Origin of the sequence: Salana multivorans (assembly GCF_003751805.1) — a bacterium.
Classification (GTDB): Bacteria; Actinomycetota; Actinomycetes; order Actinomycetales; family Beutenbergiaceae; genus Salana; species Salana multivorans.
Map to the genome: position 1 here is coordinate 2,529,429 of NZ_RKHQ01000001.1, position 25,803 is coordinate 2,555,231.

The window sequence follows — 25,803 nt, forward strand, 5'->3', positions numbered from 1 at the left end:
GAGCCGACCGTGACCAGAACCCCCCGCACCCCCCGCCGCACGCGCGTCGTGCGCCGCGTCGCCGCCGTCCTCGCCGTGACCATCGGTCTCGGGCTCGCCGGCGGTGTCGCCTTCGCCGACAAGCTCGAGCAGCTCCAGTCCCAGACCAAGGACCTGGAGTCCCAGCGCCAGGCGAACCAGGACAAGCAGGAGCAGCTCTCCTCCGAGCTCGAGGGGACGGACGCCTCCCTCCAGGCGGTCTACCTGGAGATCGCGCAGCTCGACGGCGAGATCCCGATCGCCGAGGCCGAGCTTGCCCAGGCCGAGGACGACCTCGCGGCCGCCGAGCGGCACCGCGACTCCGTCCAGGACCGGCTCGCCGTCGCGCAGAGCGAGGCCACGACGCTCGAGGACGAGATCGCGCAGTCGGACGCCGACATCGCGAGCACGCAGGACGAGATCGGCGAGCTGGCCCGGTCGACCTACCGGGGCACCGACGGGCTGTCGGCGATCGCGCTCGTGGTCGACGCTGCCTCGCCGCAGGAGTTCACCGAGCGTGCCTCCGCGTACGACCTCGCGATGCGCTCCCAGACCCAGGTGCTCGACGACCTGGAGAACACCGCGGCCGAGCAGCGCAACTCCCAGGCCCGCCTCGACGCCGTCAACGTGCGGATCGGCGAGCTCGAGGTGGAGGCCCAGGAGGCCGTCGTCGCGGCCGACGAGGCGCGCGACGAGGCGCAGCAGCACCGCGACGAGCTGACGTCGCTGCGCGCCGACCGCGCGTCCAAGGCGAGCGAGCTCGAGAGCTACCGGACGCAGATCGAGCAGCAGCAGGACCAGATCGAGGCCGACGACGCCGACCTCAAGGCGCAGATCGACGACCTCATGGCCCAGCAGGCCGACGAGCGCGAGCGCCAGCGCAAGGAGCGCGAGGAGCGTGAGGCGGCCGCCGCCGCCGAGGCGGCGAAGCAGAACTCGGGCTCCAGCGGGGGCGGCAGCTCCGGTGGCGGCTCGACCGGTGGTGGCGGCGGTGGCGGAGGCGCCGCGCCCCCGTCGTCGTCCGGCCCCGGCCTCTCGCCGCCGGTCGCGGCCCCGTTCCACGTGACGTCGCCGTTCGGGATGCGGATCTACCCGATCAACGGCGGCCGCTACATGCACAACGGCACGGACATCCGCTCGGCCTGCGGCAACCCGCAGTACGCGTCCGGCTCCGGGACGGTCGTCGGCGTGCGCAAGGCCGCGGGCAACGGGACGCACGGCAACCAGGTGCTCATCGACCACGGGGTCATCGACGGGGACTCCTACGTCACGGTCTACAACCACCTCTCGCGGTTCAACGTGAGCAACGGCCAGTGGATCGGCAAGGGCGACGTGCTCGGCTACACCGGCATGACCGGCAACGTCACGGGCTGCCACGTCCACGTCGAGGTCTGGAAGAACGGCACCGCGATCAACCCGGAGTCGCTGGCGGGCTGGACGAGGTCGAACTGATGACGTCGGCCGGCTTCGACGCGCTGGTCAGCGACGGCGCGCTGCTGGCCCTCGAGGTGCAGGCGCACATGGCCGACCGGTTCGAGGACCAGCCGCGGTGGGACGTCGACCTCGCGCGGGGCACGTTCACCTTCAGCGGCCCCTCCACGGGCGAGCGGGTGTTCGGCGTCCAGCTCCTCGGCTCGACGGCGCCGACCCCGCGCACGTGGATGTGGGGCTGGGCCAACCCGGCCGGCTTCCCCGAGCCGGTGCTGCGCGCCTCGCGCGCCGTCCGCGAGCTCGGTGAGCGCTACGGCATCCCGGAGCTGACGACGGGAGAGATCCCGTTCCCCGACGGTGACGAGGACGGTCAGGACCTCGCGACGAGGATCTGGATCGTCAGCCGGGTGGTCTCCGGCGACTGGTTCGGCTACCGCGGTCAGCCGAACCCGGGCCAGTGGGTCTACCTGCTGCTCACGGGGGAGGGGCTGACGCTGCCCGAGCCGGGCATCCTGCGCACGCTGCGCATCGCGGGGGAGGCGGCGCAGCTCGGGCTGCTGACCGACGCCCGGCGGGCGTTCGCGAGCTACGCGACGCTGCGCGGCCTCGGCTGGGACGGGTCGGTGCTCACCATGCCCGACGGCGACCTCACCGTCGAGGTCGACCACGCCGGCCGGCTCGTCCGGATGGGCGGGACCGCGGGGCCGGGCGGGGCGACCGCCTAGCCTCCCGGCGCCGGGCTTCACCCCCTCGTCCGATACCGGGGTGGATCGCGTCGCGTTTTACGATCGGATCCACCCCGACATCGGGTTGCGGCCGCGGCCGGTCAGGCCGGGACGACGGCGGCGGGTGCGGGTGCGACGACCGCAGCGTCCGGTCGGCCCGGCTCCTCGGACGTCGGCGCCGTCCGCGGCGTTCCGCGCTCGGCGGGGAGGAAGACCGCGACGACGGCCGTGACGGCCAGTGCGGCGGCCCCGGCGAGGACGGCGACGCCGGCCGCGTCGGTGTACCCGGTCGGGGTCAGCTCGCCGCCCGCGCCCGTGAACACCGCCGTCAGCACGGCGATGCCGAGCGCGGTGCCGATCTCCCGCATCGTCGAGCTGGTTCCCGACGCCTTCGCCGTGTCCGCCTCGCCGATGTTCGCGAGCACCGCGGTCGAGGACGGCGCGAAGACGAGGCTCATGCCGACGCCGGCGGCGATGAACGCCGGCAGCATGGTCGAGTACGCGACGTCGGGGGAGATGACGAGCCCCAGCCACGCCATCCCGGCCGTCTGCAGCACGAGCCCGACGACGATGAGCACCCGCGTGCCGACCCGCGGGGCCAGCAGCCCGGCGATCGGCGCGACGATCACGGGTGCCAGGGTCCACGGCGTCGTCTGGACGGCGGCCTCGAGCGGGGTCGCGCCCTGCACGACCTGGAGGAACTGGATGAGGATGAACACCGCCCCGAACATCCCGAAGCTGAACCCGAGGCCGACCGCGTTCGCGAGCGTGAAGCTGCGGTCCCGGAACAGTCGCAGCGGCAGCAGCGGTGAGTCGGTGCGTCGTTCGTGGACCAGGAACGCGGCGAGGAGGGCGACGCCCGCGACGAGGGAGCCGAGGACCTCCGCCGAGGTCCAGCCGACCTCGTTGCCGCGGACGATGCCGTAGACGATGCCGAGGACGCCGAGCCCGGCCAGCAGCGTGCCGAGGAGGTCGAGCCGCAGCCGTGAGCGGCTCCCGGCCGGGAGGACGAGCAGGACCAGCGGGATGGCGAGCAGCCCGACCGGGACGTTGATCCAGAAGATCGCGTGCCAGCTCCAGCCCTCGACGACGGCCCCGCCGACGAGCGGCCCGACGGCGACGCCCAGTCCGGCGAGGCCACCCCAGATCCCGATGGCGAGCGGTCGCCGTCGCGGCTCGACCGCGCCCGCGAGCAGGGACAGCGAGAGCGGCATGACGGCGGCACCGCCGAGGCCCTGCACGGCGCGGGCGACGATGAGCTGGGTGGGGTCGGTGCTCAGCGCCGCACCGACCGACGCGAGGGCGAACACCGCGATCCCGGCGACGAACACGGTGCGCCGCCCGACCCGGTCGCCCAGCCCGACGGCCAGCAGGATGAGGCTCGCGAACACGAGCGTGTAGGCGTTGACGAACCACTGGAGCTGCTCGACGCTCGCCCCGAGGTCGGCGTGGATGACGGGGAGCGCGTTCGTCATGACGAGGTTGTCGAGCGTGGCCATGAACATCGGGACGCCGGTCGCGAGGATCACGAGCAGGAACGGCGCGCGCCGCCCGTCGGTCGTGGTGGGGGAGGTCATGCGGGCTCCTGGACTAGATGAGGTAATCGGATGATTACTTGCGAGGCGAGGGTAAGTAATCGGGTGATAACCTGTCAAGCATGAGCAGCCCGGCAGCGACGCCCCCGGCACGGATGCGCGGGTCCGAGCGCCGCGAGCTCGTGCTCAGCGCGGCCGCCGAGGTGTTCGGGGAGCGCGGCTACGTCGGCGCGACGACCGACGCCGTCGCGCGCGCGGCGGGCGTCAGCCAGCCGTACGTCGTGCGGATGTTCGGCTCGAAGGCCGCGCTCTTCGAGGCGGTGCTCGAGCGGTCGCTCGATCGGCTGCTCGAGACGTTCCGGAGCGCCGCGGCCGAGGTCGGCCGGTCCAGCCCCGGTCAGCAGGAGCTCGCGGCGTGCGTCGGGCGCAACTACGTCGACCTCCTGCGTGACCGGGGGATCCTGCTCAGCCTCATGCAGGCGTTCATGCTGGGGGCCGACCCCGAGATCGGGCCGATCGCCCGGGCCGGGTGGATCCGGGTGTACCGCACGCTGCGGGACGAGATCGGGCTGACGCCGGAGGCCGTCGTCGACGTGCTCTCGGGCGGCATGCTCATCAACACCCTCGTCGGCGTCCGCCTCGCGGCCGACTGGGAGGAGCCCGACGTGCGCGAGCTCCTGGAGACGGCGCTGCCCACCAAGGTCGGCATCCTGCGCGAGCTCGCCGACCGGGACGCGTCCGGCACCTGACGTCCGGCGCCGGTGGGCGCGACGGAAAAGGACGGGCCTCGTCGCCGCGGGGCCCGTTAGGCTGGTTGACCATGTCCCGCATGAAGAACGCCGAGCGCGCGGCGAAGGCTGCCGCCGCCAAGGGCGAGCGACCGGCGAAGGTGGTCGTGGCGCGCAACAAGAAGGCGCTGCACGACTACCACGTCGACGCGCGCTACGAGGCGGGGATCGTGCTGACGGGGACCGAGGTGAAGTCGCTGCGGGCGGGGCGCGCGTCGCTGATCGACGGTTTCGTCCTGATCGACCGTGGTGAGGCGTGGCTCGAGCACGTCCACATCGCCGAGTACGCCGAGGGGACGTGGACCAACCACGCCCCGCGGCGCAAGCGCAAGCTCCTGCTGCACAAGACCGAGATCCTCAAGCTCGCCGCGAAGACCAAGGAGAAGGGGTACACGATCGTGCCCCTCGAGCTGTACTTCCTCGGCTCGCACGCCAAGGTCGAGATCGCGCTCGCGCGCGGCAAGAAGGAGTGGGACAAGCGGCAGACCCTGCGCGAGAAGCAGGACCTGCGCGAGGCGCACCGAGCCATCCGGCACCGCGAGATCGCCTGAGTCCCGGGCGGCCGGCGGACGAGGCGCTCGACTCCGGCGGGACCGGTGTCGCGCCGTCGGCGCCGGGATCGACCGTCTCGGTCCGCCGATCCGGGTGATACTGGAGGTGCGAGGAATCCGTCACCGATCCACCAGGAGACATCTCATGGCACTGCGTAACGTCCCGCTGCGACTGGCGTCCGGCGCGTTCATCCTCAACTCGGGTCTCGGCAAGCTCTCCCTCACGGAGGAGGCGGCCGCCGGGCTGCAGGCCGCGGCGGCGGAGGCGTTCCCGCAGGTCAAGGAGATGGCGCCGGCGGAGTTCGGCAAGCTCCTGGCCTCGGCCGAGGTCGCGCTCGGCTCGGCCCTGCTCCTGCCGTTCGTGCCGCGCGTCATCGCCGGCCTCGGGCTGACCGGTTTCTCGGGCGCGCTGCTGTGGCTGTATCACAAGACCCCCGGCGCGACGCTCGACGGCGTGCGCCCGACGCAGCAGGGCATCGCGATGGCCAAGGACGTGTTCCTCCTCGGCATCGGGCTCGCCCTCGTGCTGGACGCGTTCCGCAAGCGCTGAGCCGCCGGCGCGCGCCGTCCGCGAGCTGCGCGCGGAAATACCCCTGGCCGCCGCGGTGTTGGCCAGGTAGGATGGAACGTCCGCTCCTCGGGGCGGCACGCCGGGGCGAGAGCCCCGGACGATTGACAACTCCACATGGGGGTGAACGGTTTCGACGACGGCCGTTCAGCCAGGGGAAGCGGGTCGAGGATGCGTGGTTATCTCGATAACGCTCCACGCAAACCAATAGGTGCCGATTCCAAGCGCACCGACTTCGCCCTCGCCGCCTGAGCGAGCCTCGAAGTCCGTCAGTCCCGGATAGCTCTCGACCGGGGTCCTGGCGTCGCCTAGAGAGCCACTGCCCGTAGCCCTCGTCATCGGGGTTGCGGGGACATCTAGATGACTGGGCCCGTCGGCGCGTTGTCAGCGACAGCGCCGGGGCCGAGCAGAACAGCAGCTGACTGCACCCGGAGAAGCCCTGGCTCCACACCGTCGGACGCGGGTTCGATTCCCGCCACCTCCACCCCGGCGTCTCGCGACGCCCCGAGTGCCCGATCCCACCGCGTGGGATCGGGCACTCGTCGTATTCGGGGGAGAAATGGAGCGAGTTGTCTCGCGGAATTGGCGCGGGCGGACGCTTGGTCCTAGGTTGAGCATCAGGCGCCGACGACGAGGCCGACGCTCGCGGCTTTTGTTGCCGATGACGACGGGGCAAGGGAGTCTCGCCATGACGGGTGTTCGGTGGGCCAGGGTTGGATCGGTGGCCGCGCTCGTGGCTGCGATGTTCGTCGGTACGGGGGTGACGGGGGCGTCCGCCGCACCCGGTGAGCCGGTTGCTCAGGCGGCCGGGCGCGTCGAGGCGCAGGCCGTGCCCGCGGGCGAGCACCAGGTCGACCTGGAGATCACCCCCTCGGGCGTGGGACCGGGGTCGCCCGTGACGGTGCGCTGGGAGATCACCGGCGGCGTCGAGCCGCGCATCGAGTCGCTGCGGGTCCGCAGCGAGCTCGTGAGTGGTTCCCTCGTCTTCACGGGGCTCGTGTGGGGGACCTATCAGCCGAGCTCGGCCGGTCGGGCGGGCAGCCAGACGGTCACGTCCGGCGCCGGCGACTGGGGCTACCTCGAGGTCACCGTGATCGACGAGGGCGTGGAGGTCACCTACGAGTCCGAGCGCTGGTGGGTCGGCCCGAGCTCCGTGCCCTACCTGGAGCTCGGCACCGTGACCGACACCCGGACGGGCGAGTCGGGGGCCGCCTGGGTGGTCGACGGCGTGCTCCTGCGGGGCGGATGGTCCCGTGTCGGAGACGCCTGGATCCACGCCAACGAGCAGGGGTTCTTCAAGCGCGGGTGGGCGAGGATCAGCGGCGCGTGGTACTGGTTCTCGCCGGAGTCCGGGCAGATGATGACGGGCTGGCGCAAGGACTCAGGAAGCTGGTACTACCTGACGTCGAGCGGTGCGATGGCGACGGGGTGGGCAAAGGTCGACGGACGCTGGTACCTCTTCGACCGGGATGGCGCCCGACGATCGGGCTGGGTCCGCGACGGCGGCTCCTGGTACAACCTCCGGCGTGACGACGGCGCCATGCTGGCGAGCACCTGGGTGACCGAGCCCGACGGGGGGATGTACTACCTGAGGGCCGACGGCCGGATGTGCACGGGCTGGTGCGTCGTCGGCGGAGTCTGGTACTTCATGGACGGCTCCGGCCGCGGCTGGCAGGGCTGGTTGCAGCAGGGCCGCGACTGGTACTTCCTCGGCCAGCTCGGTTCCTCGGGTTCGCCGGGCTACATGCACACCGGCTGGGTCAGCGTCGGTGGGAGCTGGTACTACCTGGAGGAGTCCGGACGGATGAGGACGGGCTGGCTCCAGTCCGGACGGTTCTGGTACTACCTCAAGGCCGACGGGGTCATGGCGACGGGTGCCACCTGGATCGACGGCCGCCTCAACTACTTCAGCGAGGGCGGCGTGTGGAGCTGGTCCCGCTAGGGGCAGGTCGGTCGCGTCCGACTAGGTTCGAGAGTAGATGGCGGGAACGGAAGGATCGCGATAGGCCCGCATCGACTGCCTTCGATGCCAAAAGCCCTCATAGTGAAACCTCGCAATGGGGTCGGGCATCAGAACCCGGCATCCGACATGTGGACGGATCAACGGGCACGACAACGCGTGGTTGTAGCGTGCGTCCCGCCACGGCTCCGGGCGGAAGTGTGGTCGCTCCACACCTGCGACCTCCACGTCGCGCACCTCGTCGGCACAACCCCTTGGGACCCCCATGTCTTCTCGCGCCTTCGCGCTCGATCGGTCTGCGCTCGCCCCGTCCGGGGTCCGCGGATCGGTCCGCTCCCTCCTCGCCCTCCTCGTGGCCATGCTGCTCGCCCTGCCGGTGCTGCTCGTCGCCACGGCCCAGCCCGCGTCCGCCGCGATCACCACGATCGCCTTCGAGGCCCCCGGCACGACCGGCGTCCAGCTCGGCAACCTCGCCAGCCGGACGCAGGGCAAGCCGGTCGCGACGAGCGGGATCGGCCCCTACACCGTGCGCGGCACCGACTCGCGCACCGAGCTCCCGTACGAGTTCGTCACCGACAGCGACTACGGCGGCCTGTCCGAGTGGACGATGCCGGGCTGGGCGCGCGAGGGCCTCGAGCGGGAGTCGCTCTCCACCTACTTCATCTCCCAGACGGGCCAGACCTACGACGGCCGGACGGGTGTCCTGTGGCTCGCCTCGCAGATCGAGTGCACCCGCAACAACCTCACCACGGGAGTCGAGACCTACTGCTCCACCTTCGGGCCGGACGTGTGGACCGAGCCGTTCGACGCGCAGGTCGGCCAGGCGGTGTCGTTCGACTGGGCGGCGCACGCCGTGATCGACGACTACGAGATCTACGCCTTCCTCGTCCGGGTCGACGGCGAGGGCTACGGCACCGAGGCCGATCACACGCTCCTCGCCTACGGCCGCGGCACGGCGCAGGGCTGGACGACGACGAGCCTCGACGTTCCGGCCGACGGCACCTACCGGTTCCGCTTCGTCAACGGTTCCTACGACCGGAGCGGGGGCTGGGCGCTCGGCTCGGACATGTACCTCGACGCCGCGGTGAAGGTCGGCCTGGCCAACCCCATCGCGTTCGACGGGCTGCCGGACCGGATCGTCGGCGCCGCGCCGTTCGACGTCGCGGCGACCGCTCCGGGCGGCCCGGTCTCCTTCGCCTCCGGCACGCCGGGCGTCTGCACCGTGTCCGGCACGACCGTGACGCTCACCGGTACGACCGGCATCTGCAGCGTCGTGGCGAACCAGCCGGGCGACGGCGTCGACTACGTGGCCGCGGAGACCGTCACGCGCTCCTTCCGCGTGCTCAGCGAGCCGACGGCCCCGATCAACGCCGGCCTGCCCTACATCACGGGGACGGTCGCCGAGGGCGAGACGGTCACCGCGCACCCGGGCACCTGGACGGACGGCGGGTCGCCGATCACCGGGACCGCCTTCCAGTGGGTGAGCACCGTCGACGGCGTCAGCACCCCGCTCGAGGGCGAGACCGCCGAGACGTGCTTCCTCGTCGCGTCCCCCGGCAGCGAGCTGACCGTGACCGTGACCCAGACCAACGCGGCCGGGTCGTCCTCGGCGAGCTCCGCCGCGCTGAGCGGCTACACCTGCGCCCAGCCCGCCGCGCCGCAGTGGGCGAACGGGGGCCTCGGTCCCGTCGAGCTCGGCGTCCCGGTCGAGGTCACGTTCACCGCGACCGGCGTCCTCGCGCCGACCTACGAGCTGGTCGCCGGTGAGCTGCCGGAGGGCCTGGAGTTCGACCCCGCCACCGGGATCGTCAGCGGGACGCCGACGCAGCCCGGCCCCTACGAGTTCACGCTCCGCGCGACGAACGCCGCCGGGACCGACGACCTGGTGGTCAGCGGTGTCGTCGGCGTCGCCCCCGGTGCGGTCACCGGCGGTCCGGACGCGTTCGTCGTCGGTCAGCCGGCCGGCGGCTCGGTCTCCGCGTCCGGCGTGCCGGCGCCGACCTACGCCGTGACCGCTGGCGCGCTGCCCCCGGGCGTCACGCTCGATCCCGTCACGGGTGCCTTCCTCGGCAGCCCGACGACGCCGGGCACCTACTCGTTCACGATCACGGCGAGCAACGGGTTCGGCGAGCCGACGAGCATCGAGCTCACGGGAACGGTCGCTCCGGCACCGAGCCCGTCGGTGTCGGCCTCGGCCTCGCCGTCCATCTCGACGACGTCGCCCTCGCCCTCGACCTCGCCGACCGCCGGCGACCTCTCGAACACCGGTGTCTCGCCGGCCGTCCCCGCGCTCGTGGCGGTGCTGCTGCTCGTCGTCGGCGCGCTGGGGCTCATGGCTCAGCGTCGTCGCAGCGCGCTCCGGTAGCACGGAGCCGACGGAGGCTCGACGCGGCCGGCCCCCCCGGGGGCCGGCCGTCGTCGTCCCGGTCCGCGCCGACACCCCGACCCGGTGCCGGAGACCGGCGCCGCGCGGCGGTCGCGACCTCGGTCGGCCCCGCCGTCAGTCGGGGACGGGTGCGAGCCGGGCGGCCAGCCACACCGCCCCGGCCGTGACCCCGGCCGCGACCAGGGTGATGCCGACGCGCGCGAGGTCGCCGGCCAGCCGGTCCGACGGCTCGAAGGTCAGCAGCACGACGGAGATCGTCGTCGCCGTCGTGCACAGCCAGTAGGCGCCGCCCGCCAGCGTCAGGACGACGGACGCCAGCGCCGCGAGCACCCCGAGCACGGTGGCGGCTCCGACGCCCGGGAGCACGATCGCGACGAGCGCGGCCGCCGTCCCGCCGAGCATCGTGCCGGCGATGCGGCCGCCGAGCCGGGTCCGCGTGTCCGCGTGGGTCGGCTGCAGGATGAGCGCAACGGTCATGACGGCCCACCAGGCGTTCGTGCCGCGGAACCACACGAGGCAGACGAGCATGAACGCCCCGCACAGCGCCGCCAGCAGGACCCCGTAGGGGAGCGTCGCCGGTGCCGTGCGGATCGGGAGGCGGATCCCGCGCAGGAGGACGGCGCGCACGAGCAGCGCCCACGCTCCCGCCAGCACGGTGGTCCCGAGGACGAGGGCGGCGACCGCGAGACGCGGCGCCTGCGCGTCGAGCACCTCGACGACGCGGGACGGGTCGACCAGCAGGTACGCGGCGAACGCGATCGTCGCCGCGCCGACGGCGTGGTAGCCGCGCGGCGAGACCGTCGCCGTGAGGTAGGCGAGCACGACCACGAGCAGTGTCCCCGTCACCGGTGCGAACGCGCCCGCCGCGAGCACGGCGAGGAAGCCCGTGAGGCCGGTGGCGAGCGCGGCGGCCGTGGTCGCCCGCGGCCCGGCCGCCAGCGCCGTGAGCGTCGGCAGCAGGCTGAGCACGAGCAGACCCGTCGCGTCGCGCCACGGGGAGAGCGAGACCGCCACGACCGGCACGAGGACGAGGAGCGCGGCCGTGAGCGCCCGGACCAGCACCTCGCGCGAGCTCGCAGCCATGGGCCAAGGCTAGGACGCGTCGCGCGGCGCCCGGTGCCGGCACGCACGCGGCCCGAAGTCAAGCGCGAACGTGCGGCCGAACGGGCCACGGTGAGGGTTTTCCCTAGTAGCACCGCGGGGTTGACCCTGGAAGGATGCTGAGTGCCGACCGCTGCGGCCTGCGGTCGTTGGGGCAGCACCCAGGCCGCAGGCGCTGTCGTTGGGAATCAAGTGCTGGGCAGTGAGTCACCTCGCTCGTGGAGGTACCGAGCAGCCCCGGTGCGGTCGCTCGTGCGACCGCGCCTGCTGCGTCGCGTCGCCGAGATGGACCCGGGGGTCGCGCTCGTCGTCGGGACCGCCGGCAGCGGGAAGTCGACGCTGCTCGGGCAGCTCGTCGATGCCGCCGGTGCGGACGGCGTGCCGACCGCCCGCGTCGTCGCGCACGACGACGGGAACCTCCGCTGGCACGCGAACGGCGACGAGCTGGAGCTCACGCTCGCCGCCGTCGTCGACGCGGTCACCGGCCTGTCCGGTCCGTGGCTCGTCACGATCGACGACGGCGACCGCCTGACCGACCACCCGGACCACGAGCGCGACCTCGAACGGCTCGTGCGCCTGCTGCCGCCCGAGGTCCAGGTGGTCATCGCCGTGGCCGTCGTGCCCTCCTGCCTGCTCGTCAACGCCGGCCGGATGATCTCGGGCGTGATCGGCGGCGTCGATCTCACGTTCCGTCCCTACGAGGTCGACCGGCTCTTCCGCGAGGTGCATCGCACGCCGCTCGGAGCCGAGGACGTCCACCTGCTCGCCCGCGTGACGGACGGCTGGCCGGCGGCGCTCGAGCTGTTCCACGCCGGCACGGCGGCCCACCTCCCGGCCGAGCTGAGCCGCGCCGTCCGCTCGCTCGTCCACGAGCCCTGGTTCCTCGCCGGCTACGCCGAGCAGGTCCTGCTCACCGGCTGCTCGACGCAGGAGCTCGCGCTGCTGCGCTGGGGATCGGTGTTCGAGCACCTGACGCCGGCGCGACTGGACGCCCTGCTCGGCGCCGGCGACCACGCCGCGACGCTCGACCGGCTCGAGCGCCGCCCCTCGCTGCCGGCGGCCCGCACCTCGGCCGGGCTGCGGCTGCCCGGCCCGCTGCGGCGCTACCTGCGCGCGACGCACGCCCGCGACCTCGGCCGCGCGGGGGCGCGGGAGTGGTTCCTCGCCGGCGGCGCGGTGCTCGAGGCCGACGGCGACGTGCCCGGCGCCCTCCTGTGCTACGGCCGGGGCGGCGACGCGGTCTCGGTCCGGCGACTGACCGAGCGCCCCGACGCCGCGCTGTGGCACGGTGCGCGAGCCGCCGAGCCCTGGGACGAGGCGCTCCCCGACGACGCGACGCCGCACGCTCGGCTGTTCGCCCGCCTGTCCCGCGCGATGGCGGACGGCGCGCTCACCACGGCGGGCTCGCTCATCGAGCAGCTCGACGCGGGGGCGGACCCGCGGCTCGCCCGGCTGCGCGGCTCGCTGGTGGCCTGGGGGAGCGCCCGGACGATCACGGCCCAGCCCGACGGCGACGTCGAGTGGCGCACCCGCCTGCGCTGGGCGCTCCAGGGTGCGCCGTCGCCGACGTCGTCCGGCCGGCCGGCCGATCTGTTCGTCGCCGGCCTCGTCCACGGGCTCAGCCAGGACGCGGACCTGGCCCGCGACGAGCTCGGTCGGGTCGTCGAGGATCCCGGCGCCGGGCGCGGCCTCGGCCTGCTCGCCTCGCTCGCCGCGCTGCTGCTCGACCGGACGCTGCCGCTCCAGCAGCTCCTCGAGGGGGCCGACCGCATCCTGGTGGAGGCGCACGAGCTCGGCCTGGCCTGGACCGAGCGGCTGGCACAGACCGTCGTCCTCGCCGTCGACGGGACGCCGGGGTGGCGCGAGGCCGTCGGGCGGCTGCGCCGGTGGGGACAGGAGGCCTCCGACGCCTGGGGGCCGCTCGTCGTGTCGAGCGTCGCGGAGCTGTGCGCGATGCGCCGCGACGAGGACGACTCCCAGCGCTGGCTCGAGCTGGCGGCCGCGTGGCACGAGCGGGGGCTCCCGCTCGTCGCCGAGACGTGCCGGGTGGCCGCCGCGCGAACGACGGCGTGGCGGCTCGTCGCCGAGCTGCCGCCCGAGGACTGGGCGGGCACCGAGGCACCGGCCGTCCCGCGCGTCGTCGAGCACGGCGGCGGTGGCGCGAGCGACGTGCGCGAGCGACGCCCCGTCGCCGGCCGCGGCCGCGTCACCGAGATCGCGGCGGGCGCGAGCGCCCGCGTCCCGTCGGCCCTCGTGTCGCCCACCCCGACGGCGCCGACCGGTGCGCCGACGGCCGGCGCGCTCGCGGCCCGCCCGGTCGCGGAGACCGGGGTCCGGCTGCGCTGCCTCGGGCCGTTCGAGCTGCGCGCCGACGGGCGCGTGGTCGACCTGACCCGGCTGCGCCCTCGCGCGCGGAACCTGCTGCGCCTGCTCGCGATCGAGGCCGGGCACGTCGTCCATCGCGAGCGGCTGGTCGAGGCGCTCTGGTTCGACCTCTCGCCCGAGTCGGCGACGCACAACCTCCACGTGGCGGTCTCGGCCGTGCGCCGGCTGCTCAACGAGGTCGAGCCCGGCCTCGGTCGGCGGCTGCTCCAGCGCGAGGGCGAGTCGTACGTGCTGCGGCTCGGCGAGGGGGCGAGCTGCGACCTGCTCGAGCTCGAGGCGGCCCTTCGCTCGGGGGAGTACGCGGCGAGCCGCGACGACGACGAGCTGGCGCGCCGCGCGTGGAGCCGGGCGCTCGCGGCCTACCCCGGCGAGCTGCTGCCCGAGGCCGGGTCCGCCGAGTGGGTGCTCGGGCCGCGGGACCGGCTGCGCCAGCAGGTGGCGGGGGCTGCGACCTCGCTCGCCGCGCTGCTGCTCCGAGCGGGGGAGCCGGTCGCGGCGGCCGAGGCCGCGTCGCGCGCGATCGAGCTGGACGAGTGGCGGGACAACGCGTGGCGGGTGCTCATCGCGGCGCTCACGCTCTCGGGCGAGCGCGCGTCGGCGCAGCGGGTGCGGCGGTCCTACCGGGAGGTGCTCCGCTCGCTCGGCATCGATGAGCGCGACCCGTCGGCGGTGCGGACCGGTGGCGGCATCGTGGCCGGGCGGGACGGGGCGGCGGAGCTGGCACCGGCGCCCGAGCGCGGGGCGCGGCCCGCGGGGGCGCGACCCGCCGGTCCGTGACGGTCCCGTCCGGGACGGCGCGACGACGGCGGTGCGCGTTCGGGCAGGCTTCGATGCGTCTTGGGGCGACGGGCTCCCGCGACCGAGCGGTTCGGCGCTGCAATAGGGGGACTCGACGAGGAGGCGCCCCATGTATGCCCACGAGCTCGATCCGCAGCAGCACGTCACGTCGGTCGCGCCGGTGCGGCGCGCGGGTCCGGCGGGTGGGGAGCACGCCAACGCGGCGCCCCCGGGCGTGCTCGGCGCGAGCGGGATCCTGCGCCTGCAGCGGGAGGCTGGCAACGGCGCCGTCGCCGGGATGCTCGAGGAGGAGCGCTCGCCCGTGCTCGACGTCGTGGGACGCGGTGGCGGGTCACCGATGGAGAGCGGGCTGCGCCGCGACATGGAGACGCGGCTCGGAGCCGACTTCTCGGACGTCCGCATCCACACCGACGCGCGCGCGCACGACTCCGCCCGCTCCGTCGGCGCGCGCGCCTACACGGTGGGCAGCGACGTCGTGTTCCAGCGCGAGGCGTTCGACCCGTCCTCGCGCGCCGGGCGGACGACCATCGCGCACGAGCTGACGCACGTCATCCAGCAGCGGTCGGGGCCGGTCGCCGGCTCCGACGCAGGCAACGGCGTGCGGGTGAGCGACCCCGGGGACTCCTTCGAGCTGGCGGCCGCCGCGAACGCCGAGGCGGCGATGGCCGTCCAGCGTCAGGAGGAGGAGGCGCCCGAGGAGGAGCTGCAGGAGTAGCCCCTCCGATACCGGGGTGGGTCCGATCGTGAATCACGACTGGATCCACCCCGATGTCGGAGGTGGTGCGACGGTGCGGCGTGGTCAGGTGCGGCCGCGGAACTCCACCTCGGCCAGCGCGACGTGCATCGTGTCGCTCGCGCGGTAGCTCTGGTCGATCGTGACCCGGACGGCCACGACGTCGTCGGCCTCGATCGCCGTGTGCTGCAGCCCGACCCGGTCCTCCAGCGTCATCGTGAAGTCCTGCTGGGTCCCGGCCGAGGTCGTCACGGTGATCGTGAGCTGCTGCGGCGCGGCCGTCGTGAGGTACTCGGCCTCGACGTCGGACGCACCGGGGATGACCAGGACGCGGGTGAGCCGGAACGGCTCGGCGAACGTGAAGTCGAGGTACTCCCCGGCCCCGGCCCCCGTCGCCTCGGGCTGCCAGGAGAGGTTCGTCGTCCCGTCGCGGGCGAGGTCGGCCTCGTGCCCGGCCGCGGCCGACGACGCCGTCACCGACACCTGGTTGATCGCCTCGTTCCCCGCGATCCGGTCCTGCACGGCCACGACCAGCTTCGCCAGCTCGGGGCGGAACAGGAAGCCGACGAAGACGAGCACACCGAGGACGCCGAGCGTGACGACGGCCCGGGTCGGGAACCGGCGCCGGCGCACCTTCGGTCGGGTCCCGGCGACGGGTCCGGCCTTCGGCTCGGGCCGCCACAGCCGCGACCACCACGAGCGACGCGGCTGGACCCTGGCCTCCGCCAGGCTGTTCCCGCAGCGGCGGCAGAACTTGCGCGTCGGGACGTTGCCGGCGCCGCACGACCCGCAGATGAGGTCGCCGGGGGCCGGCGGCGGCTCGTCCGCCTTCGCCTGACGCGGCGGCGGCTTCGGCCTGGCCCGGCCGGGCTGGACGGCCGCGACGCTGCCCGGCTTGGGGGCTGCCGGCCGGACCGGGGCGACCAGCGACGGGGCGGCCGCCCGCTTCGCCGCCGCGGCTGCCGTTGCTGCCGTCGGGCTGATCGGTGGCACCGCGGCCGCGGCGGTCGCCGCCCGGGCGGCCTTGCGCGTCGCCGCGGCCGGCGAGGGCGCCGCGGGCTTCGCCGGGACGACGGGCCTGGCCGGTGGGACGAGCTTGGCCGCGGCCGCCGACGCCGACGTGGCTGCGGACGCGGAGCGCGGCGGGGGGACCAGCTTCGCCGCAGCGGACGTCGGGTCTGGCGCGGCGGTCGGGGCCGGTGCGGCGATCGGGGCGGGCGCGGGCGTCTCCGCGGGCTTGGGGGCCGGGTCGTCCGGGGACGGGGCCGGAGCCGTCGTCGCGGCGGGGGGCGGCGACTCGTGCGTCGGACCGGGGGTGGCCGCGGTGCCCGCGGAGGCCGCCGGGCCGGCTGCCGCGGCCGGTCTCGCCGCCTCGGCGGGGGCGTCCGGCTCCGCCGCGCCCGTCGTCGCGGCCGAGCCCGTTGCGCTGCCGGCCGCCGCGGCCCCGACGTCGGAGGCCTCGCCGGCACCGCGTCCCTCGACGTCCCCCGCTGCCCCCGCGCCGCTCCCGGTCTCGGCCCCCACCCCGAGGCCGGCCGCGCCGCGGGGGAGCGGCACGTCCTCGTCGTCGCTCTCCTCGATCGCCGCCGCGAACGCCGTCGCCGGCGGGTCGGCGGCGACCGACTGCGTCGACGCGACCTCGACGGCCTCTGCGGCCGTGACGGCCTCGACGGCTCGCTCGCTCACCGGGTCACCGGTCTCCTCGACGCCCTCGGACCATCCGACGGTCCCGGGGTCGTCGTCCTCCGCGAGCCAGGCGAGTCCGGCGTCGTCGACCGCGACCTCCGAGACCGCGACGTCCTCGACCACCGCGTCGTCGCCCTCGACCGCGGCGATCTCCTCGCTCCCCTCGACGGCCCCCGCCTCGAGGACCTCGGGCTCCTCGGCCCACTCGAGGTACGCCCCGCACCCGCCGCAGAACGCCTCGTCGGCCTCGTTGCGGAAGCCGCACTCAACGCAGACCCTCATGTCCCTGCCTCCTCGGTCCCGAGCTCCCTGATCTCGCACGTGTGGGGCACGTGCGCCGGCTTGACCGACGCCACGAGCGCGTCCAGCCGTCGTGGGTCGACGCGCGAGGCGTCGGGCACCCGCAGGACGACCCGCAGCCCCGGCGTCGCACTGCCCGGCAGCTCGCCCCGCGGGCTCATCGAGCCGACGACGCCGCCGGAGTCGTGGACCTCCACGTCCCCGTCGAACGCGAGCCGCACGGCCTCGGCGACCCCGCGGGGCGTGCCGCGCCAGCGGTGCAGGGACGCGGCCGAGCGCACGGCGCCGCGGGTGCGCTCGGTCGACCACGTCTGGTCGTGCTCGATGCCGACCCAGCCCGTGAGCCACAGGAGGAAGTCCTCCGGGGCCAGGTCGGGGTCGACATAGGCGTGCAGCGAGTCGAGCGTGAGGTAGATCGGGGCGAGCAGGTCGTCGAGCCCGCTCACGTAGCGCGCGAGGAAGTCGTCCTCCGCGAGGATCGCCGGCAGGCGGTCCACCACGGGGACGGGGCTGATGACGCCGGGGGTCTCACCGCGCATCGCGACCGCCGACCCGGACCTGGTGCCGGAAGGAGAAGACGAGCGCGTTGGGGTCGATGTCGATCCGCGGCACCGGCTCGCCGCGCTTGCCCGTGATCGGGTCGGCCGCGAACAGCCGGACGTCCTCGACGAGGTCGGTCCCCGGCAGCCGCTGCAGGACGGCGTAGACCTCGCCGGTCTGCACGGGTCGGCCGAACGGCCAGCCGGTCCCGTCCGGGCCGCCGACGAGCGGGTCGAAGTACCGGTTGAGCGCGCGCAGCGCCTCGAGCTCCAGCAGCGCCGGGGCGGCGCGCAGCGTCGCCGCCAGCCGGGCCACCACGGTGACGCCCTGGTAGGACGGGGGCTCCACGACGATCCGTGCGCCGACCGTCCGCCGCTCCTCGAGCGCCTCGACGATCGCGGCGACCGCCTCCTCCTGCGGCACCATGTCCTCGAACCGGAGCACCCCCTCCTCGTCGGGGACCGCCGACGGCACGAGCAGCACCCGCACGGCGCCCGGCTCGTCGTCGGTGAACGCGCGGACCCGCGCGATCTGGGGAGCCGCGGCCGACGCGATCGCCTCGATGTCCTCGGTCGTGACGGCGCGGTCCCGCACACGCAGCGTCATCGGCCCCCGCCGGCGCACCTCGGCGACGGTCTCCGCCGCGACGCCCCCGTGCGCGACGCGCCGGTTCTCCACCCGGTCGACGAACGGCACCGGTGTGCGCATGACGCTGATGGCCCCGGCCGCGACGTTCCCCGCCGGTCCGCCGCCCGTGCGGTAGCCGACGAGCCGCAGCGGAGCGCCCTTGGGCGGCACGGCGCCGCAGAGCCGGACGCTGCCGTCGGGCTCCCGGACGGCGGGGGCCAGCTCGACGAGCCCGTTCGCCCGGTCGACGGTGAACACGCCGTCGTCGCCGTCGTGACTGGCGAAGGAGTCGACCTCGTGCCAGGTCTCCCAGCCGTGCCCGGCCGCGACCTCGAGCACGAGCGCCGGACCGGCGACCACGGGCGCGTGCTGCAGCCGGAACACCTGGCCCGGCACGCCCTCGGACAGGCCGAGCACCTCGTCCGTCACGGTGCGCGCGTGCACGGCCTCCGTCGTGCCGCCGACGGTCGAGGCGACCGCGCGGTGCAGCGTCGGGCTCGCGGTGTAGGTCGGGTAGCCCTCGTCCGCCTCGACGACGCGGCAGCGCAGCCACCCGGCCCGCACCTGCGCGATGACGCTGGCGGTGTGCGTCGGGGGCAGCAGGAGGACGACGTCGCCCGTCCGGTTGAGCCCGCCGGTGCCGTCCTCGACGACCTCGCACGGCGTCCACGATCCCGTCCACGCCTCCCAGACGAGCGGGGGGTAGCGCGGGTCGACGCCGACCCCCTGGACCTCGCACGCCAGGTGGAGCAGGACGGCGCAGCTCGGGGCGGGGTCGTCGAGCCCGAACAGGAGGGTGTCGCCGATCACCGGCTCGGGCGAGAACGCCGGGACGTGCTGCCCGTCGCGCAGCGCGTCGTCCCGGGACACCGGCGGGCCGGCGTCGTCGCCGCTCGCCTGCGTCATGACGTGGGCGAGCGAGCGCGGCGGGATCGTGAGCGAGCGCGTCGTGGTGAAGACGACGGCGTCGCCGGCGTCGACGCCCGGCGTCGCGAGCTCGAGCCCCGCGGGGACGAGGACGTCCTCCGTCTGCGGAGCCGAGAGCCACGCGACGACCTCGGCGACGGCCGCGGTCGCCGGGTGCAGCCGCACGCCGAGGAGCTGGAGGAACTCCAGGTAGAGCCGGTCGGGGACCCGGTTGAGCCGGTAGAACATCTCGTCCACCATCGACGCGACCGTCTCGATGACGGTGACGCCCGGGTCCGACACGTTGTGGTCGGTCCACTCGGGGCAGCGCTGCTGCACGTAGCGCTTCGCGTCGTCGACCATGTCCTGGAACCGGCGGTCGTCGAGGTTCGGGGTTGGCAGCACGTCAGCCTCCAGCCGGGTCGGGCGTCGCGCGGGATGGCTCCGACGGGATCGTGTAGAACGGGAAGACGAGGTTGCGCGGGTCGTTGGTGCCGCGCACGGTGTAGTGGATCTCGATGAGCAGGACGCCCTCCGTCGCGCGGTCGAGCCGGACGACGACGTCGGCCAGCGTGATCCGGGGCTCCCACCACTCCAGGGCGACGCGGACGGCGTCGGCGATCGCGCCGGCCGTCGTGGCGTCGGCCGGCGCGAAGACGTAGTCGTGGACGCCGCAGCCGAACTCCGGCCGCATGGGCCGCTCGCCCTTCGCGGTGCCGAGGATGAGGTGGATGCTCTCCTCGATCTCGTGCGACTCCCGCGACAGCGCGATCCGTCCCGTGGCGTCCGTGCCGACCGGGTAGGCCCAGCCGGAGCCGATGAACTCCCGTGCCATCTCCTCGTCCTCCTCTCCGTCCCGTCGTTCGTGTCGGTGGTGGGGGCGTCCGCGTGGCCGCGCGCCCGTCGTGCTCGACGTCAGTTGATCTTGACCAGCGACCCCTTGACCGTGAGGATCCCGGACGCCGAGAGCTCGGCCATGCCGTCGGCCTTGAGCTCCAGCGCCGCGGCCTTGGCCGCGATCTTCGCGTCGCCGGCGAGCTCGATCTGCGGCGCCTTGAGCGAGATCTTCTGGTTGCCGGTGATCGAGACGTTCATGCCCTTGACGGAGACGTCCTGGTCGGCGGTGACGTCGGCCTTGCCCTTCGCCTTGACGGTGACGTCGCCGTCGGCCGTGATCGCCACCGGTCCCTTCGAGCTGATCGAGATGCCCTTGCTCGTGTCCTTCGCAATGACGATGGAGTCCTCGTCGCTGCCCTCCGCGTACCTGATCGACAGGCGGATCGACTCCGACCCCTGCTTCTCCACGAGCTGGACGGTCATGCCGCTCTTGCTCACCCACATCGCGGTGGCGGCCTTGATCTGCTCCTTGGTCGCCGGGGTCTTCACCTTCGGGTGGTGCAGCCCGCCGAGCACCCACGGCGCCTCGGCGGCCGACTCCGGCAGCGCGACGACGACGAGGTCGTTGACGTCGGGCACCATCGAGAAGCCGCGCTCGGTGCCGGCGCCCGGCATGACGACGTGCGACCACCACGTCTCGGCCGAGTCGGACAGCGTCGGCAGCTTGAGCCGGACCCGACCGAGGGAGTCGGGGTCCTGGTTGTTCGTGACGACGCCGAGCACGAGGCGCGGCCCGCCGCCGCTGCCGCCGGCCCCGCCGACGCGCGGGGCGAGCGCGGCGCCGGCCCCGCCACCGCCGCTGAGGACGCCGCGGGTGGTGCGGTCGGCCCCCGAGGAGACCTGGAACGCCGTCGTGTACCCGGTCTCTCCCGGCTCGAACCGGTGCGTGACGCGGGTGAGGACGTAGCCGCCGTCGAACGGCGCCCCGAGCCCGGCGAGGGTGACCTTGCCCCCGGCGGCGAGCGCCGGGTTGCCGGTGACGACGCCCTCGAGCTCGGCGAACGCCCCACCGACCTCGTCGGCCACGGCATCGGCGAGCGCGGAGGCCTGGGCCTGCGTGCTCGCCTGCGGCGCGTGGACGAGCCGAGGTGAGGACGCGATGGCGGTGGCGAGCTTCGCCGGGGTCTGGTCGATCTTCACGCCGCTGGTCCTCGCCGTCGCCGTGGCGACGGTCGGCTTGTGGTTCGTCGGGTCCCAGCCGCGCACCTCGACCTCCTTCACCTGGTCGGAGGCGGTGACGGCCGCGCGCAGCGAGCGCAGGTTCGCGCCGTACTGCAGCACGGTCGCGTCGGTGCGCGCGGAGGCGCGGGGGCTGCCGGGCGCCGCCGTGGCGGGGTCGGCCAGCGTGAGCCTGGTGCCGGAGACCGAGAACGCGAGCCCCTCGGCGTCGGCGAGCTCGTGCAGGAACGCCCAGTCCGACGTCCCCGCCTGGAGCACGTGCTGGTGCTTGACCTGGCTCGAGACGCTGGCGGTGAGCCCGTGGTCGCCCGCGATCCGCCGCGCGATGTCGGCGACGGTCTGGTCCTGGTACGCCGCGACCCGGCGCTGGCGCAGGAGCCGGTAGGAGCGGTCGTACCCGCGGACGATCGTGAGCGCGCCGAGCGGGCCGATCTCGGCCTCGAGCGTCACGACCTCGCCGTCGAACAGCTCCGTCGCGCCGGGCTCGTTGCTGCGGACGGAGAGCTTGACCGCGGCGCCGACGGCGAGCCCGGACCGAGCGAGCACCGTGCGCTCGCCGTCGGCGAAGTGCAGCTCGAACATGCCGGGCAGGCGGCGCGCCGTCTCGACCAGGGCATAGGTCAGCCTCGTCGCGACGGCGTCGGGCAGCGCCGTGCCGTTGACCTTGACCTCGAGGGTCGCGCTGTAGATCTGGTTCGGCATGGCTAGCCGCCGTCCCGGGACGCGGCGGTCGCCGCGGGGCGATCGGCGCCGTCGCGTCCGTCGCCGGCCGCCTCGTCCTCGCCGCGCAGCGGGAGGAGCAGCCGCAGCCCCGGCGACAGCCGCGCCGGGTCGTCGACGCCGTTGGCGGCCGCGATGTCCCGCCACCGGCCCGCGTCGCCGTACTCGCGGTAGGCGATCCCCTGGAGCGTGTCGCCCGCGACGACGACGTGCTCGCGGTGCGGCACCAGCGTCCCCGACGTCGGGTTCTGGCGCGGCGGGGTGCTCGGGAACTCCTGCAGCGTCACCGAGACGACCGCCCGGACCGGCAGCCCCGCCGGGGTGAACAGCGTGTACCGCGCCTGGACGGAGCTGACGTACCCGACGAAGCTCGTGATCCCGCCCCACTGGAACTGCACCCAGGGCGGGGAGGTGTTGTCGCTGCCGGCGGTCTTCGGCGTGCAGCAGGCGAACAGCTTCTCGACCTTCGCCACGACCGTTCCGCGTCGCTCGGCCGAGTCGTCGAGGAAGAGCTCCAGCGCGAGCCGCGACGCCTTCGGTCCCTTGTACTGGGGCGGCGAGGCGCTGTCGGCCCTCTGCCCCTCGTTCGTCGTCCAGTCCGCCTCCTTCCCCATGGTGAGCTCCTTGGGGTTGAACTCGAACTCGATCGAGTCGAACTGCCCGCCCGGCTGCGACGAGCCGGCCGGCGGCGGCGAGAACAGCTTGAGGACGGCGGCCTGGCGCGAGCCAGCGGCCGAGGCGGCGGTCGAGGCTCCGGCCAGCCCCGGGGTGGCCATCACGCACCCCCGGTGAAGCCGTGGTGGGCGATCTCGAGCTGCTCGGTCAGGACCTTGGCCGAGTCCTCCTGGAGCTGCGGGCCGGTCCATCGCACGGGGACGACGCCCTGCAGCGACCAGGACGCGACCTGCCGGCCGTCCGTCGTGAACACCGTGATCTGGCAGGTGCGGCGCTGGTAGCCGCTCGCGACCGACGACACCCAGGCCGCGACCTTGGCCGCGTCCTTGCCGAGCGGACGGGTCAGCTTGATGTTCGGGTAGCGCAGCCGGGTGGGGAGCTGGTGGACGAAGTCGTTGTTCCCGCCCTCCTCGCGCGTCTCCATGACGACCTCGACGGCGAGCCCCTCGCACGAGGAGAACAGGCCGAGGTCCTGGCCGTCGACGCTCACGTGGTAGCGGACGCCGACCGCCGTCTCCGTCGTCTCCAGGATCGTCATCGGGTGCTCCTCTCGCAGGTTCTCGGGTGGTCGTGGCTGGTGACGTGGCGGCTGGTCACAGGTCGGCGCGCTGACCGAGGCGCTCGCGGCCGCGCAGCACCTCGTGCCGCAGCTGTCGCATGATCGGGTCGGCCAGGCGCCGGGCCAGCAGGTCGACGTCGAGCGTCCCGGCGTCGCCGGCCGAGGCGGCGGTCGCGCTCGGGTCGGACGTCGTGGACCGCGCGTCGAGCACGGGCTCCGCCGGCGCGACGAGGTCCGCCTCGGCGGCCTCGGCCGGGACAGCCGCCGGGGCCGCCGGAGTCGGTGCCGCGGTGGTCGCCGTCGCCGCGCGGGGGGCGGCGACGGGAAGCTGCGTCGCGGCGATCGCATCGGCCGGGTGGTCCAGGGGCGCCGCGAGCTGGGTGGCGACCGGCAGCGCCGCGGACGACGACGGCGCGCTCGGGGCGCTCGCGGGGATGGACGACGCGGGAGCCGTCTCGGCCACGGCGGACAGGGCGGCGGGATCGGGTGCGGTCCCGGAGTCGAAGAGCCAGTCGACGAACCGGCGCAGGGGGTTGGCCGAGGCGACCGCGGCCTCGGGCGCGCGCTGGACCGGTGGCTGCGCGCCGGGCGCGCGGGAGCTCGGCGGCTGGGCGAGTCGCTGGACTCCGACGGTGGCGGCGGCCGCGTAGGTGGCCGCGCCGGCGGCGGTGGCGCCCGCGTGGCGGGCGGGCTCGCCGGTCGACCGCTGCGCCGCGAGCACGCCGTGCGGGCCGTCCCCGGCGGCCGGCCGCGTCGTCGGGGTGGTCGAGCCGCCGGCCGTCGGCTCGGCGACGGCGGGTGGCTGGAGCCGGGCGTGCACGACGTGGCGGACGGGGCGCGCGACCGAGGCGAGGTCCGGCGCGACCGAGCGCTGGAGCGACGTCCCGACCGCACCGAGCGGGGCCGCGAGCGTCGCGACGCCCGCCCGCCCGGAGAGACCGAGGGCCGCTGGGGCGGTCGCACCGCCCGGCCCGGCCGGCTCCGCCGTGCTCGATGGCGAGCCCACGGACGCGGCGGTCCCGGAGGCCGAGCCCCCGGACGCGGAGCTCCCGGACGCCGCGGTCGCGCGCGCCCCGGCGGCGACCGCGAGGTCGACGACGGGGGCCGTCACCGACACGCGGGCCGGGTCGAGCGGGACGACGGTGGCTGCGAGGTGCGGGACGTCGGGGTCGGGCATGCGCTGGACGCCGGCCGCCGGTGACGTCCTCGGCCCGGTGGGCGCCGTCCGCGCCACGGGCTCGCCAGCGTCGGTGGCGGCGCTCGACGCGGGCGCGGGTGCCTGAGCCGGCGCGGCGCCGACGGCTCCCTCCGGCGTCGGCTGCGCCGTGATCGGCGGGGTGTCCGACGTCGCCGGAGCCGTCGCGACGGGGAGGTCGCCGAGCGGGGCCGGCGTCCGGACCGGGGCGAGGGTGACGACCGGGTCGTCGGCGACGGGCTCGACGACCGCGGTCTGCGCCGTCGGCTCGGCCGGCTCCGGCGTCGGGGTGGCGGGGATCGGCGACGCGGCCGGCTCGGCCGACCCGGGGACGGGGCCGACGTCGGGCCCCGAGGCGAGACGCGAGAGCGTGGGCAGATCGCTGCCGGACGCGGGCGCGAGCGGTCCGACGGGGGCGGCGAGGCCGCGCGGCGTCGCGCTCGCCGGGGGCGTGGTCACCGCCCGCTGGACCGGTGTCGGCGCGTCCCGCCGGATCGGGGCGCCGAGACCGAGCCGCCGCCCGCCCTCGGAGGCGAGCGGCGTCGGGAGGCTCGACCCCGCGGTGGCGGGCGCGAGCCCGGCGGCCGGGGCGGAGCCGAGGATCGGGACGCTCGTCCCGGAGTCGTCGCGCACGGCACCGGCCGGGAGGTCGACGCTCGTGGCGCTCGACGTCACCGTCGGGGCGGCGGTCGGCTCGGTCGGCACGGTCTCCGTCGGCGTCGTCGCGCGCTGGGCGGTCACCAGGTCGGGGGCTGGCGGCCGGGCGACCCCGGCCTCGACCGACGGGACGGTCGAGGCCGCGGCGCGTGCCCCGGGGTCGAGGACGGCCTCGACGGCCGGCTCGACCGACGGCGCCGCGGCTGGCCCGGCAGGTGGTTCGGGCCGCAGCGTCGGGACGAGCGGGAGGTCGAGCCGCTCGGGCCGGGGTGCCAGGGCCGCGGGCGCGGGCGCGGCAGCGTCGGGAACGACGGACCGCTGGACGGCGGCCTCGGCGAGCGTCTCGACGGGGGTGACCACGGGTCGCTCGGCGTACGGCTCGGGCGGCGCGGCGACCACGAGCGCCGCCGCGGGCGCGGCAACGGTCGGCAGCGGCGGGAGCGTGCGCGGCCGGGGGGCGCGGGTGAGGTCGGACGCTGCGGGCCGGCTCGGCGCGAGCGTCGCGCGCTGGAGCTGCGGTGGCTGGGCGATGGTCAGGTCCGGCAGCGTCGACGTCGTCCGACCGATCGGGGGAGCGGTCGGCCCGGTGAGGCCGATGCCGAGCCCGTCGACGACGCCCGTCGGCCCGTCGTCGGCGACGAGGTGCCCCATCGACGTCAGCGTCGTGGGGTCGGCGCGGGTGGCGAGCAGCGAGGGGAAGCCGACCGGGCGCGAGATGCTCGGGGCCGGCGCGACGGTGCGCTGCAGCGGCGGGAGGAACGCCCAGCCGCGCGGGGCGACCCGCGGTGCGACGGGCCCGGGGACGGCATCGACGCCACCGCCGGGGGCGGCCGGCTCGACCGACGCGTCGCCGGCGCGGTCACGGCTCCATGGCCAGCGCACT

The 25,803-nt window shown here is 74.9% G+C and carries 19 protein-coding genes and 1 other RNA gene; 10 read left to right on the forward strand and 10 right to left on the reverse strand.

What is annotated here, in order from left to right:
- Positions 1 to 9: 9 nt before the first annotated feature.
- Entirely contained in the window at positions 10 to 1,470 is a 1,461-nt protein-coding gene (locus EDD28_RS10845) for a M23 family metallopeptidase (protein WP_123739613.1), read from the forward strand.
- Complete coding sequence (locus EDD28_RS10850) at positions 1,470 to 2,174, forward strand: DUF6882 domain-containing protein (RefSeq protein WP_123739614.1); 705 nt, start codon at positions 1,470 to 1,472, stop codon at positions 2,172 to 2,174. Before EDD28_RS10845 ends, EDD28_RS10850 begins: the two co-directional genes overlap by 1 nt.
- Positions 2,175 to 2,275: 101 nt before the next feature.
- On the opposite strand, the gene EDD28_RS10855 is transcribed toward EDD28_RS10850, so the two are convergent.
- Positions 2,276 to 3,751 carry an MFS transporter gene (locus EDD28_RS10855; RefSeq protein WP_123739615.1) on the reverse strand — a complete coding sequence of 492 codons (1,476 nt, stop codon included), beginning with the start codon at positions 3,749 to 3,751 and terminating at the stop codon, positions 2,276 to 2,278.
- 80 nt (positions 3,752 to 3,831) lie between these two features.
- Here EDD28_RS10855 and EDD28_RS10860 point away from each other — a divergent pair, with 80 nt between their 5' ends.
- The 6 genes from EDD28_RS10860 to EDD28_RS10885 all read left to right on the forward strand — a co-directional run bounded on the left by EDD28_RS10860 (position 3,832) and on the right by EDD28_RS10885 (position 9,941).
- The gene (locus EDD28_RS10860; RefSeq protein WP_123739616.1) at positions 3,832 to 4,458 is read left to right on the forward strand and encodes a TetR/AcrR family transcriptional regulator; all 627 of its coding nucleotides are present in this window, start codon (positions 3,832 to 3,834) and stop codon (positions 4,456 to 4,458) included.
- 71 nt (positions 4,459 to 4,529) lie between these two features.
- Positions 4,530 to 5,048, forward strand: a complete 519-nt coding sequence (gene smpB / locus EDD28_RS10865) for an SsrA-binding protein SmpB (protein WP_123739617.1) — start codon at positions 4,530 to 4,532, stop codon at positions 5,046 to 5,048.
- A 145-nt stretch (positions 5,049 to 5,193) separates the two neighbouring features.
- A complete protein-coding gene (locus tag EDD28_RS10870) occupies positions 5,194 to 5,598 on the forward strand; it encodes a DoxX family membrane protein (RefSeq protein ID WP_123739618.1) in 405 nt (134 codons plus the stop codon).
- A gap of 137 nt (positions 5,599 to 5,735) precedes the next feature.
- Positions 5,736 to 6,103, forward strand: a transfer-messenger RNA (tmRNA) gene (gene ssrA, locus EDD28_RS10875).
- Between the two features lie 201 nt (positions 6,104 to 6,304).
- Positions 6,305 to 7,558, forward strand: a complete 1,254-nt coding sequence (locus tag EDD28_RS10880) for an N-acetylmuramoyl-L-alanine amidase family protein (protein WP_170169436.1) — start codon at positions 6,305 to 6,307, stop codon at positions 7,556 to 7,558.
- Between the two features lie 283 nt (positions 7,559 to 7,841).
- Positions 7,842 to 9,941, forward strand: a complete 2,100-nt coding sequence (locus EDD28_RS10885; RefSeq protein WP_123739620.1) for an Ig domain-containing protein — start codon at positions 7,842 to 7,844, stop codon at positions 9,939 to 9,941.
- 135 nt (positions 9,942 to 10,076) lie between these two features.
- Here EDD28_RS10885 and EDD28_RS10890 read toward each other — a convergent pair whose 3' ends face one another.
- On the reverse strand, positions 10,077 to 11,045 hold the full coding sequence (locus EDD28_RS10890; protein ID WP_123739621.1) for an FUSC family protein: 969 nt from the start codon (positions 11,043 to 11,045) through the stop codon (positions 10,077 to 10,079).
- A gap of 258 nt (positions 11,046 to 11,303) precedes the next feature.
- On the opposite strand from EDD28_RS10890, the gene EDD28_RS10895 reads away from it, so the two are divergent.
- Both EDD28_RS10895 and EDD28_RS10900 read left to right on the forward strand, forming a co-directional pair.
- The gene (locus tag EDD28_RS10895) at positions 11,304 to 14,225 is read left to right on the forward strand and encodes a BTAD domain-containing putative transcriptional regulator (protein ID WP_123739622.1); all 2,922 of its coding nucleotides are present in this window, start codon (positions 11,304 to 11,306) and stop codon (positions 14,223 to 14,225) included.
- A gap of 130 nt (positions 14,226 to 14,355) precedes the next feature.
- Positions 14,356 to 14,961, forward strand: coding sequence for an eCIS core domain-containing protein (locus EDD28_RS10900; RefSeq protein ID WP_123739623.1), 606 nt, complete (start codon positions 14,356 to 14,358; stop codon positions 14,959 to 14,961).
- An 84-nt stretch (positions 14,962 to 15,045) separates the two neighbouring features.
- Here the strand turns inward: EDD28_RS10900 and EDD28_RS10905 are convergent, their stop codons facing one another.
- The 8 genes from EDD28_RS10905 to EDD28_RS10940 all read right to left on the reverse strand — a co-directional run bounded on the left by EDD28_RS10905 (position 15,046) and on the right by EDD28_RS10940 (position 25,802).
- The gene (locus EDD28_RS10905; RefSeq protein ID WP_123739624.1) at positions 15,046 to 16,947 is read right to left on the reverse strand and encodes an NADase-type glycan-binding domain-containing protein; all 1,902 of its coding nucleotides are present in this window, start codon (positions 16,945 to 16,947) and stop codon (positions 15,046 to 15,048) included.
- Positions 16,944 to 17,504 (reverse strand): phage tail protein, encoded by a 561-nt coding sequence (locus EDD28_RS10910; RefSeq protein WP_123739625.1) that lies wholly within the window; start codon positions 17,502 to 17,504, stop codon positions 16,944 to 16,946. Before EDD28_RS10910 ends, EDD28_RS10905 begins: the two co-directional genes overlap by 4 nt.
- Positions 17,494 to 19,443, reverse strand: coding sequence for a putative baseplate assembly protein (locus EDD28_RS10915; RefSeq protein ID WP_123739626.1), 1,950 nt, complete (start codon positions 19,441 to 19,443; stop codon positions 17,494 to 17,496). The genes EDD28_RS10910 and EDD28_RS10915 overlap by 11 nt, the downstream gene beginning before the upstream one ends.
- Before the next feature lies 1 nt (position 19,444).
- Positions 19,445 to 19,873, reverse strand: a complete 429-nt coding sequence (locus tag EDD28_RS10920; protein ID WP_123739627.1) for a GPW/gp25 family protein — start codon at positions 19,871 to 19,873, stop codon at positions 19,445 to 19,447.
- Between the two features lie 80 nt (positions 19,874 to 19,953).
- Positions 19,954 to 21,816, reverse strand: a complete 1,863-nt coding sequence (locus tag EDD28_RS10925; protein WP_123739628.1) for a VgrG-related protein — start codon at positions 21,814 to 21,816, stop codon at positions 19,954 to 19,956.
- A 2-nt stretch (positions 21,817 to 21,818) separates the two neighbouring features.
- Entirely contained in the window at positions 21,819 to 22,610 is a 792-nt protein-coding gene (locus EDD28_RS10930; RefSeq protein ID WP_123739629.1) for a CIS tube protein, read from the reverse strand.
- Positions 22,610 to 23,047, reverse strand: a complete 438-nt coding sequence (locus tag EDD28_RS10935) for a phage tail protein (RefSeq protein WP_211339167.1) — start codon at positions 23,045 to 23,047, stop codon at positions 22,610 to 22,612. Before EDD28_RS10935 ends, EDD28_RS10930 begins: the two co-directional genes overlap by 1 nt.
- A 55-nt stretch (positions 23,048 to 23,102) precedes the next feature.
- Positions 23,103 to 25,802 (reverse strand): hypothetical protein, encoded by a 2,700-nt coding sequence (locus EDD28_RS10940; protein ID WP_123739630.1) that lies wholly within the window; start codon positions 25,800 to 25,802, stop codon positions 23,103 to 23,105.
- Between the last annotated feature and the right edge of the window lies 1 nt (position 25,803).

Coding starts and splice junctions, on each gene's coding strand:
- EDD28_RS10850 (WP_123739614.1), top strand. CDS start 1,470: ATGACGTCGGCCGGCTTCGACGCGCTGGTCAGCGACGGCGCGCTGCTG.
- EDD28_RS10855 (WP_123739615.1), bottom strand. CDS start 3,751: ATGACCTCCCCCACCACGACCGACGGGCGGCGCGCGCCGTTCCTGCTC.
- EDD28_RS10860 (WP_123739616.1), top strand. CDS start 3,832: ATGAGCAGCCCGGCAGCGACGCCCCCGGCACGGATGCGCGGGTCCGAG.
- smpB (WP_123739617.1), top strand. CDS start 4,530: ATGTCCCGCATGAAGAACGCCGAGCGCGCGGCGAAGGCTGCCGCCGCC.
- EDD28_RS10870 (WP_123739618.1), top strand. CDS start 5,194: ATGGCACTGCGTAACGTCCCGCTGCGACTGGCGTCCGGCGCGTTCATC.
- EDD28_RS10880 (WP_170169436.1), top strand. CDS start 6,305: ATGACGGGTGTTCGGTGGGCCAGGGTTGGATCGGTGGCCGCGCTCGTG.
- EDD28_RS10885 (WP_123739620.1), top strand. CDS start 7,842: ATGTCTTCTCGCGCCTTCGCGCTCGATCGGTCTGCGCTCGCCCCGTCC.
- EDD28_RS10890 (WP_123739621.1), bottom strand. CDS start 11,045: ATGGCTGCGAGCTCGCGCGAGGTGCTGGTCCGGGCGCTCACGGCCGCG.
- EDD28_RS10900 (WP_123739623.1), top strand. CDS start 14,356: ATGTATGCCCACGAGCTCGATCCGCAGCAGCACGTCACGTCGGTCGCG.
- EDD28_RS10905 (WP_123739624.1), bottom strand. CDS start 16,947: ATGAGGGTCTGCGTTGAGTGCGGCTTCCGCAACGAGGCCGACGAGGCG.
- EDD28_RS10910 (WP_123739625.1), bottom strand. CDS start 17,504: ATGCGCGGTGAGACCCCCGGCGTCATCAGCCCCGTCCCCGTGGTGGAC.
- EDD28_RS10920 (WP_123739627.1), bottom strand. CDS start 19,873: ATGGCACGGGAGTTCATCGGCTCCGGCTGGGCCTACCCGGTCGGCACG.
- EDD28_RS10925 (WP_123739628.1), bottom strand. CDS start 21,816: ATGCCGAACCAGATCTACAGCGCGACCCTCGAGGTCAAGGTCAACGGC.
- EDD28_RS10930 (WP_123739629.1), bottom strand. CDS start 22,610: ATGGCCACCCCGGGGCTGGCCGGAGCCTCGACCGCCGCCTCGGCCGCT.
- EDD28_RS10935 (WP_211339167.1), bottom strand. CDS start 23,047: ATGACGATCCTGGAGACGACGGAGACGGCGGTCGGCGTCCGCTACCAC.